Origin of the sequence: Siminovitchia fortis, assembly GCF_007681465.1 — a bacterium.
GTDB lineage: Bacteria > Bacillota > Bacilli > Bacillales > Bacillaceae_C > Siminovitchia > Siminovitchia fortis.
This window is the reverse complement of the sequence record NZ_VEKZ01000002.1, coordinates 76,544-92,327: the sequence shown is the minus strand read 5'-3', so window position 1 is coordinate 92,327 and position 15,784 is coordinate 76,544. Positions and strand designations below refer to the sequence as shown.

At 45.3% G+C, this 15,784-nt stretch carries 19 protein-coding genes; all 19 read right to left on the bottom strand.

Annotated features, from left to right (window positions below):
* Positions 1 to 114 precede the first annotated feature (114 nt).
* The 19 genes from FS666_RS01480 to FS666_RS01390 all read right to left on the bottom strand — a co-directional run bounded on the left by FS666_RS01480 (position 115) and on the right by FS666_RS01390 (position 15,780).
* Entirely contained in the window at positions 115 to 603 is a 489-nt protein-coding gene (locus tag FS666_RS01480; protein WP_144461066.1) for a Swarming motility protein SwrB, read from the bottom strand.
* Complete coding sequence (locus FS666_RS01475) at positions 600 to 1,388, bottom strand: FliA/WhiG family RNA polymerase sigma factor (RefSeq protein WP_144461065.1); 789 nt, start codon at positions 1,386 to 1,388, stop codon at positions 600 to 602. Before FS666_RS01475 ends, FS666_RS01480 begins: the two co-directional genes overlap by 4 nt.
* A 41-nt stretch (positions 1,389 to 1,429) precedes the next feature.
* On the bottom strand, positions 1,430 to 2,296 hold the full coding sequence (locus FS666_RS01470; RefSeq protein WP_144461064.1) for a MinD/ParA family protein: 867 nt from the start codon (positions 2,294 to 2,296) through the stop codon (positions 1,430 to 1,432).
* A complete protein-coding gene (flhF, locus tag FS666_RS01465) occupies positions 2,293 to 3,417 on the bottom strand; it encodes a flagellar biosynthesis GTPase FlhF (RefSeq protein WP_144461063.1) in 1,125 nt (374 codons plus the stop codon). The genes FS666_RS01470 and flhF overlap by 4 nt, the downstream gene beginning before the upstream one ends.
* A complete protein-coding gene (flhA, locus tag FS666_RS01460) occupies positions 3,417 to 5,447 on the bottom strand; it encodes a flagellar biosynthesis protein FlhA (protein WP_144461081.1) in 2,031 nt (676 codons plus the stop codon). Before flhA ends, flhF begins: the two co-directional genes overlap by 1 nt.
* A gap of 32 nt (positions 5,448 to 5,479) precedes the next feature.
* On the bottom strand, positions 5,480 to 6,562 hold the full coding sequence (gene flhB, locus FS666_RS01455; protein WP_120069711.1) for a flagellar biosynthesis protein FlhB: 1,083 nt from the start codon (positions 6,560 to 6,562) through the stop codon (positions 5,480 to 5,482).
* Complete coding sequence (gene fliR, locus FS666_RS01450) at positions 6,559 to 7,338, bottom strand: flagellar biosynthetic protein FliR (protein ID WP_144461062.1); 780 nt, start codon at positions 7,336 to 7,338, stop codon at positions 6,559 to 6,561. The genes flhB and fliR overlap by 4 nt, the downstream gene beginning before the upstream one ends.
* 4 nt (positions 7,339 to 7,342) lie before the next feature.
* Positions 7,343 to 7,612 (bottom strand): flagellar biosynthesis protein FliQ, encoded by a 270-nt coding sequence (gene fliQ / locus FS666_RS01445; protein ID WP_018705125.1) that lies wholly within the window; start codon positions 7,610 to 7,612, stop codon positions 7,343 to 7,345.
* 42 nt (positions 7,613 to 7,654) lie between these two features.
* Positions 7,655 to 8,317: a flagellar type III secretion system pore protein FliP gene (gene fliP, locus FS666_RS01440; protein WP_144461061.1), complete on the bottom strand. Its 663-nt coding sequence runs from the start codon at positions 8,315 to 8,317 to the stop codon at positions 7,655 to 7,657.
* Positions 8,314 to 8,970 (bottom strand): flagellar biosynthetic protein FliO, encoded by a 657-nt coding sequence (locus FS666_RS01435; RefSeq protein WP_144461060.1) that lies wholly within the window; start codon positions 8,968 to 8,970, stop codon positions 8,314 to 8,316. The genes fliP and FS666_RS01435 overlap by 4 nt, the downstream gene beginning before the upstream one ends.
* Before the next feature lie 113 nt (positions 8,971 to 9,083).
* Positions 9,084 to 10,241: a flagellar motor switch phosphatase FliY gene (gene fliY / locus FS666_RS01430; RefSeq protein ID WP_144461059.1), complete on the bottom strand. Its 1,158-nt coding sequence runs from the start codon at positions 10,239 to 10,241 to the stop codon at positions 9,084 to 9,086.
* Positions 10,231 to 11,256: a flagellar motor switch protein FliM gene (gene fliM, locus FS666_RS01425; RefSeq protein WP_120069697.1), complete on the bottom strand. Its 1,026-nt coding sequence runs from the start codon at positions 11,254 to 11,256 to the stop codon at positions 10,231 to 10,233. The genes fliY and fliM overlap by 11 nt, the downstream gene beginning before the upstream one ends.
* Before the next feature lie 33 nt (positions 11,257 to 11,289).
* A complete protein-coding gene (fliL, locus tag FS666_RS01420; RefSeq protein WP_120069694.1) occupies positions 11,290 to 11,715 on the bottom strand; it encodes a flagellar basal body-associated protein FliL in 426 nt (141 codons plus the stop codon).
* Positions 11,702 to 11,923 carry a flagellar FlbD family protein gene (locus tag FS666_RS01415; RefSeq protein WP_120069690.1) on the bottom strand — a complete coding sequence of 74 codons (222 nt, stop codon included), beginning with the start codon at positions 11,921 to 11,923 and terminating at the stop codon, positions 11,702 to 11,704. Before FS666_RS01415 ends, fliL begins: the two co-directional genes overlap by 14 nt.
* Positions 11,924 to 11,969: 46 nt before the next feature.
* The gene (gene flgG / locus FS666_RS01410; protein WP_120069688.1) at positions 11,970 to 12,779 is read right to left on the bottom strand and encodes a flagellar basal body rod protein FlgG; all 810 of its coding nucleotides are present in this window, start codon (positions 12,777 to 12,779) and stop codon (positions 11,970 to 11,972) included.
* Positions 12,780 to 12,861: 82 nt separating this feature from the next.
* A complete protein-coding gene (locus FS666_RS01405; protein ID WP_120069685.1) occupies positions 12,862 to 13,245 on the bottom strand; it encodes a TIGR02530 family flagellar biosynthesis protein in 384 nt (127 codons plus the stop codon).
* A gap of 15 nt (positions 13,246 to 13,260) precedes the next feature.
* Positions 13,261 to 13,893 carry a flagellar hook assembly protein FlgD gene (flgD, locus tag FS666_RS01400; RefSeq protein ID WP_144461058.1) on the bottom strand — a complete coding sequence of 211 codons (633 nt, stop codon included), beginning with the start codon at positions 13,891 to 13,893 and terminating at the stop codon, positions 13,261 to 13,263.
* A gap of 10 nt (positions 13,894 to 13,903) precedes the next feature.
* The gene (locus FS666_RS01395; RefSeq protein ID WP_144461057.1) at positions 13,904 to 15,169 is read right to left on the bottom strand and encodes a flagellar hook-length control protein FliK; all 1,266 of its coding nucleotides are present in this window, start codon (positions 15,167 to 15,169) and stop codon (positions 13,904 to 13,906) included.
* Between the two features lie 5 nt (positions 15,170 to 15,174).
* Complete coding sequence (locus tag FS666_RS01390) at positions 15,175 to 15,780, bottom strand: MotE family protein (RefSeq protein ID WP_144461056.1); 606 nt, start codon at positions 15,778 to 15,780, stop codon at positions 15,175 to 15,177.
* Between the last annotated feature and the right edge of the window lie 4 nt (positions 15,781 to 15,784).

The window sequence follows — 15,784 nt, the reverse complement described above, 5'->3', positions numbered from 1 at the left end:
AATCGAAAAAAACAGCACCCTATCGCGAAAATCATGAAACGTGTGTATTAATACCAACAAATAATATAGCATACCCAAAAGTGTTAATCAAGCATGAAATGCGGAAGCGATGTGTCACTTAAATTTCATCAGGAGTTCTATTTCAGTTTTTCCTTTATTCAGCTTCCTGGCAATGTCCGTCACTGTCAGTCCTTGTTCAGCCAGTAATTCCACCTGTTCCCTCAAAGGCATTGGATCTTCGGCTTCGCCGGAAGCGCTGCTTTGAACTGAAGCAGGCTCTTCTGTCGGTTCCAAGGACCCTTCTGCCTCTTGAACAACCTGGTGCTCCTCTGCCGCCGGAACGGAGTCCTTTTTTTCCATTATAATATCTGCCGCCATTTTATCCTCTGTCTCCCTGCTCTCCTTAATCCTGGTTATAAGTCTTTCATTTTCCTCTTTGATCTCTTCAAGGAGGGCAGCCATCACCTGTTCAGCTTCCTCCAGCGCGAGCTTTTGCCTCTTCTCTATTTCGACCAGCTTGTTTTGGCGCATGTAAAGGATCAGTAAAGCAAAGGCAAGGAGGATGTTCATTAAAAATAAGATAAATATGAGTGTCCCTGTCACTTTTCATCCCCGCCTGTCATTTTGTCCGTTTTCAATAACTGCCGCCTTAATTTGAAGAGAGCTTTGGAATGGATTTGGGATATTCTCGATGTTGACAGCTGCATAATATGGCCGATTTCGGTCAATGTCAATTCCTCTTCATAAAAGAGGCTTAAGACAAGCTGTTCGTTTTCAGTAAGGGTTGTGATCACTTTCGCCATTTCTTCAAGCCATTCTTTTTTTATGACCTGCTCTTCCGGCGTCGGGGTGTGATCGTCTTTGATCGTATACGAATGATTTTCATCATCCTCTTCCCCCGCCATGTATTCATTTACGGAAAAAACCTGAGCAAAAAAATACTCATTCATTGTTTTGACTACTTCAGTACCCGACACACCCATTTTTTCGGCAATTTCCTCCGGCGTTACATGGCGCATGAGCTCCTGTTCCAGGGAATTTTGTACACTCTCTATTTCTTTGGCCTTATCGCGGGTGGTTCTCGGCAGCCAATCTTCTTTTCTCAGGCCGTCTATTATGGCCCCTCTGATTCTAAAAGAAGCGTAGGTATCGAATTTAAGCTTCCTGGTAAGATCGAACTTGTCCAATGCATCAAGCAACCCCATGATTCCAAGGCTTTTTAATTCTTCCCTGCTCACATTTTGCGGCAAATTGACCGAAATTCTTTGGACATGGTAAGTGACAAGCGGCATGTATTTTTTCACTAAATGGTTGCCTGACTCCGTGTCCCGCTCCTTTCTCCAGCGTTCCCAATGTTTTTGTTCCTCAAGGGGCAGTGTTAGCGACATATGTATCCCCTCCTCACAAAATTAGAATGCTTCGGAAAACATTATCTGCTGTAAAACAACTTTTGCAGCCTTGTCATAAATGACTCCTTCATATGAACGGGCTTTTCCTGTGAACTTCCATTGATCAGGGACAGGGCCATTTTTTTCAGACCCACCGAAACAGGAGCCCTTGGAAATTCCATATATACCGGCCGGTTGGCAAGAACCGCTTTTCTCATATGTTTATCTTCCGGCAGCACACCCAATAAATGGATTTCCTTTTGTAGGAAGGTTTCCATAGCCTTCTTGAGACGTTCGAACGTCTCCTTCCCCTGCTTGTCGCTGTCCGAACGATTGCATATAATAAGCAGGCTGGCATCAGCCCGAACCCGGTGAATCAGCTTCATCATGGAATAGGCATCCATGATGGATGTAGCTTCAGGCGTCGTAATGACAATGACTTCATCAGCCGCCAGCGACAGCCGGAGCATCCACGGCCCGGCGCCGGCTCCCATATCAAAAATAATAATATCGTAGATTTCCTGCATCCGTTTAAAGCCGTAAAAAAGCCGGTCAACCGTTGTCTCATCAAGTTCAACCGCTTCCTGAAAACCGTTTCCTCCTGCAATGAATGAAACACCGCCGGGACCCAATTCCACAATTTCGGAAAGCGGTTCTTGATTATAAAGAAAGTCCCCCATCGTTTTCGTTGCTGATCCGCCCAACAGCAAATTTACATTCCCCATGCCGATGTCCAGATCGACTACAAGCACGTTAAAACCGTGCTCGGCAAGAATTATTGCCATGTTGCTTGAAATATTGGATTTGCCCACTCCGCCTTTTCCGCTGACAACGGCAAGGGTTCTCGCTTTTTTTCGGGGCTGCCTGTTGATTTTCCTGCGTAAATTTTCTGCCTGATCCTTCCTCATTCACTTCCATCTCCAAAAATATAATCAGCAAACAATTCCGGCGAAGTTCGGATGATGTCGTCCGGGACGTCCTGGCCGGTCGTGACATATGCCGCTGCCATTTTGTACTTCAGCATGATATTCACCATCGGTCCATAGACTTTTGTTTCATCCGCTTTTGTAAAGATCAACCTGTCAATGGACATTTGCTTGAAGTTGTCCATGATCGGATCAATGTCTCTCTCCTTCATTCCCACAGTCAGGACAAGAAAAGTCTCAAGATCGTTTTCCCGGGACAATATGTTGTTCAATGCATGAACGAATTCCGCTTCCCGATAGTTTCTGCCTGCGGTATCGATGAATACTCGGTCATAATCTGCAAAGTTTTCTGCGGCTTTTGAAAAATCCTTGGGCTCATAGACTACTTCAACGGGAATGTTAAGCAAGCCGGCATATGTCTTTAGCTGTTCAATAGCTGCGATTCGGTACGTATCCAAGGTGATGAAAGCCACTTTTTTCTTCTCTTCCAAAGCAGAATGTGCAGCCAATTTTGCCAAAGTAGTCGTCTTGCCTACCCCTGTCGGTCCCACAAGTGCAACAAATTTTTTATTGCTTGATGTGGAGAAGTTGAATTGATCTATTTTTTCAGCAAGGATTTTTTTCGCCTCTTGCATGGTTTCATTTTCTGAAGGCTCCTTATTTGCCTGCCGCCAGTTTTCAAGCAATCGTTCAGAGATTTTCTTTACATGGCTTTCGTCCAGTTCCTGATCCAACAGCTTTCCAGCCACCGTTTGAATCGGATCAGGATAAACAGACAAATCGGGATGGACCGTCTTCCGGCCGGCTGCAACCATTTCTTTCAGCTCGGCCAGTTCGGACAGGAGGGATTTTTCATACTCGTTCGGCTTCATCCCGGTATTTTCCGAAATCTCCTTTAAGATCGGAGCCGGAACGTTTTCCGGTATTTGATCGTCATTATCCATGACAGCAATGACTTCGAACTGTTTTTTCTTGAAAAAACCAAGAATTCCATCTGTCCATACAACTCTGGAGCTTAAAATGACCGCTTCTTCCCCAACCTCTTCTTTTACCCTTTGAAAGGCTTCCGGCATTGAAGGCGCCGTGATTTTTTTAATACCCATTAAACGCTCACCACCCCGATACTTTGGACTTCCACATCAGCTTCCAGTTCATTGTATGAAAGGATGGGCACCTGAGGAAAATACCTTTCAGTCAACTGGCGCAAATACATTCTTACAGCCGGGGAACATAAAAAGATCGGTGTTTGCTGGATTTGCGACAGCTCTTCGATTTGGGCAGCGGCTGCCTCCAGAATTTTTTGGGAATCCCCGGGATCCATGGCCAGATAATTTCCGTTTTCCGTCTGCTGGACGCTGTCTGCAATCATTTTTTCAACCTTCCCGGAAATCGTGACTACCTTTAATACCGGCTCATCATCTGCATATTGTTTCGTAATCTGCCTTGCCAAAGCCTGTCTTACATATTCGGCAAGTATATCCGTATCAAGCGTGACTTTTCCATAGTCTGCAAGGGTTTCAAAGATCATTGGCAAATTCCTGATCGAAACATTCTCTTTCAACAACTTCGCCAGCACCTTCTGCACCTCTCCGACTGTCAGAGGATTGGGCGTAACTTCTTCGACAAGAATCGGATAGGATTCCTGCAGATGGTCGATGAGATCTTTCGTTTCCTGTCTCCCAATCAGCAAATGCGCATTTGACTTTAGAACTTCCGTTAAATGTGTCGATACGACAGATGGCGGATCGACGACAGTGTAGCCTTCGATTTCAGCCTGTTCCTTCACCTCTTCCGAAATCCATTTCGCCGGAAGCCCAAATGACGGCTCAATCGTATCGATGCCTTGAATTGTATCTTCCGCTCCCGGGCTCATCGCCAGATAATGATCTAAAAGGAGCGTCCCTCTTGCCACTTCGTCACCCTTAATTTTGATCAGGTATTCATTCGGCTCCAATTGGATGTTATCCCGGATCCTGACAACAGGAATGACAACGCCCAGTTCCAAAGCAAGCTGCCTGCGGATCATGACGACACGGTCCAATAGGTCCCCTCCCTGGTTTACATCCGCCAATGGGATAAGCCCGTAGCCAAATTCAAACTCAATCGGATCCATCTGCAATAGATCAAGTACACTTTCAGGTGATTTCATTTCATCCGCTTCGGCTTCTTCCGCTGTCAGAGCCAGAGGGTCTTCAGTACTTTCAGGGATACGGCCGAGTGCGTATCCCCCCGCCGCCAATGCTCCGGCAATCGGAATCGTAATCATATTGCTTATGGGAGTCGCCAATCCAAGCAAGAAGATCGTTCCTCCCGCAATATATAGAATTTTCGGATAGGCAAACAGTTGGCCCGCAATGTCGGAACCAAGATTGCCTTCCGAAGCTGCGCGCGTTACGACTATACCCGTCGCAGTTGAAATCAAAAGAGCTGGAATCTGGCTGACAATGCCATCTCCGACAGTCAGCATTGAATATTTTGTGGCTGCTTCAGCAATCGGAAGGCCCTGTTGGACCATTCCGATCAATATTCCAAAAAGCAGGTTGATAATGACAATGACGATACCTGCAATAGCATCTCCCTTTACGAATTTGCTGGCACCATCCATTGCCCCGTAAAAATCCGACTCACGGGAAACCTTTTCCCTGCGGTCCCTTGCTTCATGTTCTGAAATGATCCCCGCATTCAAATCCGCATCAATGCTCATCTGCTTTCCCGGCATCGCATCAAGTGTAAATCTTGCAGCCACTTCCGAAACACGCTCAGCACCTTTCGTAATCACGATGAACTGAATCACGATCAGGATAAAAAACACAACGAGACCGACAAGTATATTGCCGCCGACTACAAACGTTCCAAATGTTTCAACCACACCGCCGGCATCTCCCTTTGAAAGGATGGATCTTGTGGTAGACACGTTCAGCCCCAGCCTGAATAAAGTAAGAAGCAATAATAATGAAGGAAATATTGAAAACTGCAGCGGCTCATTCACATTCATCGTCGTTAAAAGCACCAAAAGCGCCAGTGATATATTCGTTATAATCAAAAAGCTAAGCAACCACGGCGGAAATGGAATGACCAGCATGGCAACTATTAAAATAACACTCAGCAGTACAGCAATATCCTTTGTCTTCATCATGCCTGGCCCCTCCTTCCATGTGCTGAATTTCATATTTTATGCTTGATCCGGTATACATAAGCCAGAATCTCGGCAACTGCCTTGAAAAACTCGTCCGGGATGGCATCCCCTATGTTTGTCTGTTTATAAAGCGCCTGTGCCAGCGGACGGTTTTCTACAAGCACAACCTGATGTTCTTTTGCCACCCGCTTTATTTTCTGTGCCATGAAGTCGATTCCTTTGGCCACAACAACCGGGGCATCCGCTTTTTCTTCGTCATACTTGAGGGCAATGGCATAATGGGTCGGGTTTGTTATGACAACATCGGCCTTTGGAACCTCCTCCATCATCCTGGCCATCGCCATTTCTCTTTGTTTCTGTTTGATTTTTGATTTAATCAGCGGATCGCCTTCCATATTTTTAAATTCATCTTTCACATCTTGTTTGGACATCCGGATATTTTTTTCGAAATCATACCGCTGATATAAGTAATCGAATAATGACAGGAATAATAATGCGATAGATGCGCTGATTCCCATTTGCAAAGTCAGGCTTCCGATCGTTTTTAAAGCCGATGGAACTGACTTATGCGACAAGATCAAAACCTCATCTATCCGGAGCCACAATACAAGGAATGTGATAAAGCCGACGAATCCGATTTTCAAGATCGATTTTAAAAGCTCAACAATCGCCCTGATGGAAAAAATCCGTTTGAATCCTTTGATTGGATCAATCTTTTCAAGCTTAGGCTTCATTGGTTCCGCAGTAAAAAGAAAACCGACTTGCAACAGGTTTGCGCCAAGGCCCGCCACCAGCGCCACCAGCATGATGGGGCCCAGCAGCACAGCAACCCCCAGGATCAGGTCCAAACCGATTTGATGCAAGTTTTCCGCTGTCAGGTCCATGAGCATATATTGACCGAATGTCTTGTGGAAGATGTCTATTACCACTTGGCCGATATTGGAAGAAAAGAACATGAGAAAACCGAAGACAGACAATAAGCTGATAGCTGTGTTGACATCCTGGCTTTTCGCCGTCTGCCCTTTTTTCCTCGTATCCTGCCTTTTTTTAGGCGTTGCTTTTTCTGTTTTTTCACCGGCAAAAAACTGCAGATCCAGTTGTAGCAGCTTCATTTAATACCACCGAGCATTTCCATTACATCCCTCATCGTATGGGCGACTGTTTGAAACAGGTTTTGCACGATGCCCAAAATTACACCAATGACAATAAAGATAACGATAAAACTGACTGCGATTTTGATCGGAAAACCGACAACAAATACATTCATCTGCGGAACAGTCCTTGCAATAATGCCAAGCGCCACATCCACCAGAAACAGTACAGCCACAACAGGGACAGCCATTTGAAAAGCGATGACAAACATCATGGCAAATGCTTTGATCACGTATTCCACCAGTCCAACGTTGCCAAAGCCTAAGCTTATCTTGTCAATCGGAATGAACTGATAGCTGTAAAATATTCCGTCCAGCAGCATATGGTGGCCGTCAACGGCAAGGAGCAGCAGCAGTGAAAATATATATAGATACTGCCCGATCAAAGGGGATTGGGCGCCTGTCTGCGGATCGATGACATTGGCGATTGCAAATCCCATCTGAAAGTCTATGAAACTTCCGGCTGCCTGGACTGCGGACAAGATCATATAGCCCATGAACCCGATGAACAGCCCGACAAGCACTTCTTTTATAATCAATAAAAAATATTCCAGATTGATCGTAAGCGGCGGGGCATCCACCGTATAGTACATGAGCAGCGAAATAAAGAAAGCAAATCCGATCCGGAACATGGCCGGAAGCGTCCGGTAGGAAAAGAGCGGCATCGTTACAAAAAAAGCCGACACCCGCATGAAAATCAGGAGAAACACTGAAAAGGCCGGTACAATGTCTATCATTCTTTCAACCTACAAACCGGGTCAAATTTTGAAAAATGTCTGTTGTATACGAAAGCATCCTGCTCAGCATCCATGGACCAAAAAAGACAATGCCCACAAGGACTGCAATGATTTTCGGTATGAAAGCCAATGTCTGTTCCTGGATTTGCGTTGTAGCCTGAAAGATGCTCACAATCAATCCAACCGCCAATGCAAGCAGCAGCAACGGCCCGGCTACGATCAATATTGTAAATACTCCTTTTCCAGCCAGAGAAATGACTGATTCGGCGCTCATAACATCACCTTCCTTGAGATTGTATTCCAACGGGAATGTTCACTAAAAGCTTTGCAGCAATGATTTGACGACCAAATACCACCCATCAACCAATACGAACAGCAGTATCTTGAACGGCAGTGAAATCATCACCGGCGGCAGCATCATCATTCCCATTGACATCAATACGCTTGCTACCACCATATCAATCACAAGGAACGGGATGAAAATCATGAATCCGATTTGAAATGCTGTTTTCAATTCACTTAGGGCAAATGCAGGGACAAGTGCCGTGAGCGGTATATCTTCAATCGTACTGGGACGTTCCGCCCCCGAATAATTCAAAAATAATTCCAGGTCTTTCTGTCTTGTATATGAGCTCATAAATTCTTTGAACGGAACGACAGCCCGTTCATACGATTCTTCCAGTGTAATTTCATCATTGAACAACGGTGCCAGCGCTTCTTTGTTCACTTCGTTCAAGGTGGGCGCCATCACGAAAAAAGTCAGGAACAGCGCCAATCCGACGATGACCTGATTAGGAGGCATCTGCTGGGTGGCAAGCGATGTCCGTACAAAAGAAAGAACAATCACGATCCTTGTAAATGAAGTCATGATAATCAGGATGCCAGGTGCGATGGACAGAACAGTCAGCAGCAGAAAGAGTTTCACTGATGTTGACACGGTTTCAGGTGAACTGTTGAAAAACTCCACGACTTCATTCACTTTTCATCTTGCCCCTTTCCCTGAAACTCTTTTAAAATACTTTGCCGCTGCTTCTTGATTGCATCCATTTCATGTTTAAAATGTTTCTGGAATGTATCATGATTGTTCCCCTCTTTGTTCAACATGCCTTTGATTGTTCCTGCAAGTTTGGTAACTGCATCTGCAGGCTGGATGCTTCCCTCAAGCTGTTCATTGTATTGGTTTAAGATTTCCTGCAGTTCCTGTTCATCGGTAATTTCTTTCAGAAGGCGGACGTCTTCGCCGACACCCAATACGAGCAGGCGTTTTCCTGCTTTTACAATCTGAATCGACCGGTTTCCGCCAAGCGCGGTCCCGCCCAAGTTTTGAACTAGGCGGTTCTGCTGATACGATTGGCTTTTTTTATTAATGAATTTCAATAAGAAATACAATAGTGCGATGACAAACGCCAATGCGGCAATCATTTTGACAACGTCAAAAAAGCTGATGGAAAAGGACTCATTTCCGTTGTTTTCCATGCTTGGTTTATTTGGGTTTTCCGGTTTCTCGCACTTATCGGGATTTTTTATGCATTCCTCCACGGACCCTTTCGGGCTCGCATGGACAAGATACGGTTTGGCATTTGTGAGAACGATCAAAAGCAATAATAGAACCATCCATTTATTTTTCATCATGCATACCTGAATTCATCCTTAATTTATCTTTTCTTCTGCCCGCTGGTTGTACCCAAAGGGCGGCAATGCGGCTTTTTAACACGATCGTTCCCTCACAGTCCAATTCAAAAAACTTATTTCAAATGCTGCAGGCGATTTTTCCTGCTCAGAATATCCGTCACTCTTACCCCAAAACTTTCATCGATGACTACGACTTCCCCTTTGGCGATCAATCTGTTGTTGATCAGGATGTCCACAGGCTCACCGGCCAGTTTGTCCAGTTCGATAATCGATCCAGACCCCATTTCCAATATATCTTTCACCGATTTATGCGTTCTGCCCAGTTCAACCGTTACCTGGAGCGGAATGTCGAGCAGGACATCAAGGTTTTTGGTATCCGTTTGTTCTTCAATGCCATCATCGAACTGGGCAAAGCTTGCACGTTGGACGTTTACGTCCTTGTTTTCAGCACGGGATTCCTCGCCTATAGGTGAGGACGCCGGCGAAGGCGCCGTTTCTTCCATGTGTTTTGTCTGTTCCAAGGCGATATCAATGGCTGATGCGGTTTCTGCCTCCGCTTCCGCTGAATTCCCTGGAGTTGATTTGGGTTCGCTTTTTTCTTCTGCCTGTGACCACAGTTCTTTTACCAGGCTTCTTGCAAAATTTACTGGTATGAACATCGTCAGTTTTGAATCTATGATGTCTCCCACTTTCAAGTCGAAAGACACTTGCGCAAAAGGGGATTGATCCGAAAGCTCCTGCAGCACTTCACCCAATGTTTCATTGGATACATGAAATGTCGGCGTGGATATATCCACCCTTTTTCCAAAAAAAGAGGACATCGAAGTGGCGGAAGAGCCGATCATCTGATTCATGGCCTCTTGCACGGCACTTTGCTGGATTTCATCCATTTCTTCGGACGGATCGGTTCCATCACCGCCCATCAAAACATCCGCAATGACTGAGACATCCCTCTTTTTCAGAAATAACACATTGACCCCTGAAAATCCCGAAGTATAGGTAACCTGGACAGCCATACCCGGATCTTTTGATGCCGACAAAGTCTGCCAGTCAATAATCGATACGGTCGGCGTTGTGATTTCTACTTTTTGGTTCATCATGGTGGAAAGGGCTGTCGCGGCATTTCCGAAAGAAATATTTCCTACTTCTCCCAGGGCATCTTTTTCAATATCGCTTAGCTCATCCGTTTCATTCGTTGATTCATCTTCGGATTGGTCCATTTCCGCGAATAACATCTCAATCTCTTCTTGGGAGAGCTTCTCACCATTCATCGTCTTCATCTCCCTCATTTATCATATTTAAAATTTGAACAGCCAGATGGTTGTGTTTCATGCCGGGCTGCCCCGTAAATTTGGGGACTCCCGCAATTTTCACCGTAAGCGGCTCGTCAATCCGTTTACGGAGCTGGAACACATCCCCTTCGTTTAATGCAAGGAAGTCCCTTATCGTCAGGTAAGTCTTCCCCAGTTCGACATCCACCTCGACATCGGTTTCCTTGATGCTCTGCTTCAGCGCATCGAGTGCTTCCGGTTTTTTTTCCTTCGAGCCGGATTCCATCCAGTATTGGGCGGTCAGCTTTGAAATGATCGGTTCCAGGACGACATGCGGAATCATGATATTGATTGTTCCGTTTGTATCGCCGATCACCGCATGCATGGATACAACAACAACCGTTTCATTCGGAGAGACAACCTGCAAAAATTGCGGATTGACTTCGATTTCGGACAGCTCCGGTTCAATGTGGGAAATGCTGGCCCACGCCTCCCGCAACGGATCCATTGTCTTATTGAACAATTTCGTCAGCAGTTTCATTTCAATGTCAGTCAACAGGGAAATTTTATTCATGCCGGTCCCTTTCCCGCCCAAAATACGATCCATCATTGCATAGGCGATATCCGGCTGGACTTCCATGATCATTCTTCCTTTGAGCTGGGGTATTTCGATGACATTCAAAAATGTCATGCTGTCGATCGAACGGATGTATTCCCCGTATGGGACCTGCCCGGAAGAAACGACTGAAACGTGGGCATATGTCCTTAAGTGCGCAGAAAACAAAGTGGTCAGAAGGCGCGCAAAATTTTCATATATTCTTGTCAAGCTGCGAATCTGATCTTTTGAAAAACGGAGTGCTCTTTTAAAGTCATAAACTTTGACGATTTTTTCAAGTTCATTTGGAACCGGATCCTTTTTCCGTTCATTCTGATCATCACCGGCTGCCAAAGAAGAAATAAGATCGTCAATTTCGGTTTGTGATAAAACCCCTTGGGATAAGACATCGTCTGGCATTGCCGTCACCTCCTAACGTTGCGCTTGCGTAACCTATGAAATGATGTAAGAGGTAATGTAAACTTTGACTACTTCGCCTTCTTGCATTATTTCATTGACTCTTTTCTTTACTGCCTCTTCAAATGCCTGCTTGCCTTCCTTCCCTTCCAATTCAGGGGCCTTCATGTCCGACAGTTCTGTGATGATAATATTCTGGACTTGGAACTTCCGCTTCTCCAACTCTTCCTTTGCATCCTTGCTGTCGGCTTCTATCATGAAAGAGATTTTTACATACCTGTTATCCAGCAGGTTTGTCGCGATCTCTCCCATGTCCACTGTAACCTTTAATACATCGTCTATCGACTGTTCCTCACCGGCCGCTTCCTTTTTCCCAAAGCCCAGTCTGTCATAGGCGAGCAGTGCGGCAGCCCCAATAAGTAAAATGACAGTAATAATAATGAGTACTTTATTTTTTTTCATCAGAATCCTCCTGCTGCCCGCGTCCCAACAATTGAATAGATTGATAGAACGTAAGAATCTTCTCATTGACCAGCTGCTCAGACTCAGCCACCACATATTTGCGGCCATTCATCAAAGTGATCGTCGTATCGGGAAAAGACTCGACTGTTTCAATGTATAATGCATTCAAATGAAAAGTCTTTCCATTCAATTTCGTGATATGTATCAATGAACCACCCAGGACCGGAAAAAAACCGGCCCTGTCCCTCCCTTACCTATCGTTTTAAATTGACAAGCTCCTGCAAAATCTCATCGGAAGTCGTAATGATCCTCGTATTCGCCTGAAACCCGCGCTGCGCGACAATCATTTCGGTGAACTCCTCGGAAAGATCGACATTGGACATTTCGAGCGTTCCTGATACGAGTTTTCCTGCACCGCTTGTACCTGGCGTCAACATTTCTGCTTCACCCGATGCTTCTGTTTCAATATAAAGGTTTTCACCTATTTTTTCCAATCCACCATTATTGTTAAAACGTGCTATCCCAATATATTTGGGCTCTCCCTCTATCATTTTCCCATCTTGACCTTTTGTTAGATAAGTTATTTTCCCACTTTCATCAATACTCAAATTTGTAATTGAATTTGGATCTCCTATATTTATTGGGGCTTTATTAATATCATAAACAAGATGTCCCGACGCGGTTATTAGATTACCTGCGTTGTCGAAGTATAAATTGCCGGCCCTTGTATAACTTGGAACACCATTACTTTCAACCATCAAGTATCCGTCCCCCTGGATTCCGATATCAAGAACGCGACCAGTTGTCTGCAGGCTTCCCTGCGTATCAACCGTATCAATAGATGCAAGCTGCGAACCGAGTCCCACCTGTTTTGGATTAACTCCACCGCGAGTTGCATCCCCGGCACTCGCACCCGAGATGGTTTGGCTTACCATATCTTTAAATGTCACCCGGCCCTTTTTGAATCCGTATGTATTGACGTTGGCGATGTTGTTGCCGATGACATCCAGTTTGGTCTGGAAGTTTTTCATTCCGCTTATTCCTGAGTACATTGAACGTAGCATGTTCCCATTTCCCCTTTCGTATTAGCCGCGTCTGTCAGTCGGCGGCTGTTAGCTTCCTTTTCAGGTCCAGCTATGTTATTTTTTAGTCGACTATGATTGTTCCATCGATATTGTTAAAGATCTGACCATTTGCTTCATTTCTGGGCATCATTGTGATGACCGTGTTGTTTTTGGCGCTCACGACCAAGGCGGCGTTTTTCAACAGAACGAGCGGTTCTTTGACCCCTTTGGCCTTCGCCTCGGTTATTTTCTCTTCAATCTGCTGCCATTTCGCCGGGCTGATCTCAATATTTCTTTGCTCCATCCTTGTCCTTGCGTGCTTGCTTATTTTCAAATGCCCTGACTTATCAATCGCCTGCTTCAGTTCATTCGAAAAAGAATTCCCTTCAACTTGTTTCTTGGAGAGCTGACTTCTTGCGGCATTCACATGAAACTGTGTATTAAGAGGATGGATATAATTTTTCAAGCATGACCATCTCCCTTATTCAATTTTCGTAAGCTTTTTGGATTCAACTACTGACCCATCATCCAGTATTACCGAAATAATGCCGCCCTTTGTTGTCACCGACTTGACCGTTCCTGACTTTTCCTGCTCGCCATCCATCCACAAAACCTTTTTCCCGATCAAATGGCTTGCTTTGACAAGCGGGCTTTCGCCATTGCCATGATGGATTTCCGATATGTTCGCAGGCGCCAGTTCCTTTCCGTCTTCAAGTGTGATTTTCACCGAATCGCCCAAAAACTGCACCGAACTGACGACACCTTTTCCTTCAATTATTTCAGGATCTTTCAGAGGGTCATCACTTTCGATCATTTCATGCCACGTCACTTCTTTTCCGACGAATTCACTGAAGGCGATCAGATTCGCCTGTGATGCACTTTCCACAAATTTCTCCAGTGTCTGGTTCATGTTCGTCAATTGCTCCAGGGAAGAAAAAGTGGCCATCTGTCCGATAAACTCCTTGTCATCCATCGGGCTGAGAGGATCCTGGTTTTGAAGCTGGGCAAACAGGATTTTTAAAAAAGCATCTTTCCCCAATGAATCGTTATTCGTCGTCTGCCTTTTTACCGTTTCAGTCGGCAGAAAATAATCACTGCCAATCGTGTTTGGCATACTTCATCACCTACACTTCCATCTCAAATAAAATATTTTTCAAAAAACTGGAGAACTCTTCCTCATCCTTTTCCCCGTTAAAAGCTTCTTTGTCCGAACGCTGATCCGGTCCGGCCTGCCCCTGGTCACCGTTTCTTTGATCTTGGCTCGAGTACTTATCGAGGCCTTCCTGATAGGAAATATCCACCTTGTCCACCTGGATATTCTGCTGTACGAAAGCCTGCCTTAGCTGATGGATCTGAGAGTCAAGCAAATCCTTGGCCATGCTTGTCGAAGCCAAAATCCTCGCAATCATGGCGCCGTCACGCTGCGTCAGCTCTATCCTGAGTGAACCGAGGTGTTCGGGATACAGGCGGATCGTCATGCTTTTCGTCTGAAGCCCCTGGCTGAAATGGGATTTTTGCAGGACATTTGTAAATTGCCTGATCAGCTCCCTTGCTTTCCTCTCATTGGGGGCTGTTTCGGCAAGCTTTACAATAACCTCTTCCGTTTCGTTTCTGTTCACGCTTGATGCCTGAATGGAATTTGCGTCAGCCTTTGATTGGCTATTCCCTGTCTCTGCACCTCTTTTTTCAGTGGCCTCCGTCAATGATGCCGTACCGGCAGAATCCCCTTTTGTATTTGCAGTCTCCAAACGGATAGAGATTTGCTTTGCCTCTTCTGTCTCTGTATTTTCATGGTAGCTGATAAATTTTCCCGCTTGGTTGCCGCCGTTATCAGGCTTCAAGTCAGAACGGATCGGCATATTATGTTTTCCAGGCATTTGCCCGGCTGCAAGAAAAAGGAGTTCTCCACTCTTTTGAAAAGTGGATGAAATAGATTCATACTGTTCCAGCATTTCCGTTAACACCTTCAATGCTGCCTCAAGTTTTTCAGAATTCATTTCAGCATCGGAATTAAACTGCAGCTGTTCAGCAGCCAAAACGAATCTTTCCAAAACCGGCTCCAAAACTGCTGCCATATTCGGGGGTCCAATATTCTCAATGCTTTCCAGCAAATCAACCGTCTCCTGCAAAAGTTCCTGTTCACCTTCATCCAGTGCAAATCCCATTTTTTCCTGCAATTTTTCCATTACACCCAAAACATTTGCCAACAACTGCATCAGGCCTGTATTTTCTTTGCCCGTTTCAACTGTATCTGTTTCGGGTTCAGCCCGGAAGCTTTGCAGTTTCATATTCAGAATTTCCCCGAATAAGAGATTGCCTTCTCCGGTCTTTTTTTCCGGCACGTTCGCCATTGCAAAATTAACAGGAGCTTCAAATAGCGATAACTTCACTTAGTTCACCTCCCCTCAGTTGTTCTAACGGCCAGCATCTGGGTATATGCCGCGGCTTTTTCAGGCGGCATCTTTTCCATGATTCTCGCAAGCGGCTCGGGCCCCAGGTTGGATAAGATGTTGACAGCTTCTTCATCTTTCATTTCCACAATGATGGAAGCTGCCCGTTTGGGCATCATTGTTTCATAGACTGCAACGATTTCTTTCATTTCCCGCTTTCCATCGTTCTCCACTTGGTCCTTTTCCTCAAGGGTCGTTTCCAGCCTTTTCTTATCTTGGTTCAGCAGGTCAATCTCGGACTCTTTGTCTTCCACTTTTCTTTCCAAACGGCTGATTTTCGCATTCTTCTCCTCAATTTGCGCTTCCAGCTTGACGATCGCCTCGTTGTGCTCCTCAATGGTCACCGTTTCTTTGCCGCCAATGATCGAGGATATTACAGGAAGCTTTCCTCCGACTTCCTTCGCCTTCTCATACACGTTCACACCCGAAACCGTAGCAGCCAGCAAGGTGAGGAACAGTATGAGCAGAAGCGGAATGACAATCCATACAAGTAGCTTTTGAAAAAAGCCGGATTTCTTATTCTCTTTTTGTGTATCTACGGTACTACCCACCTTG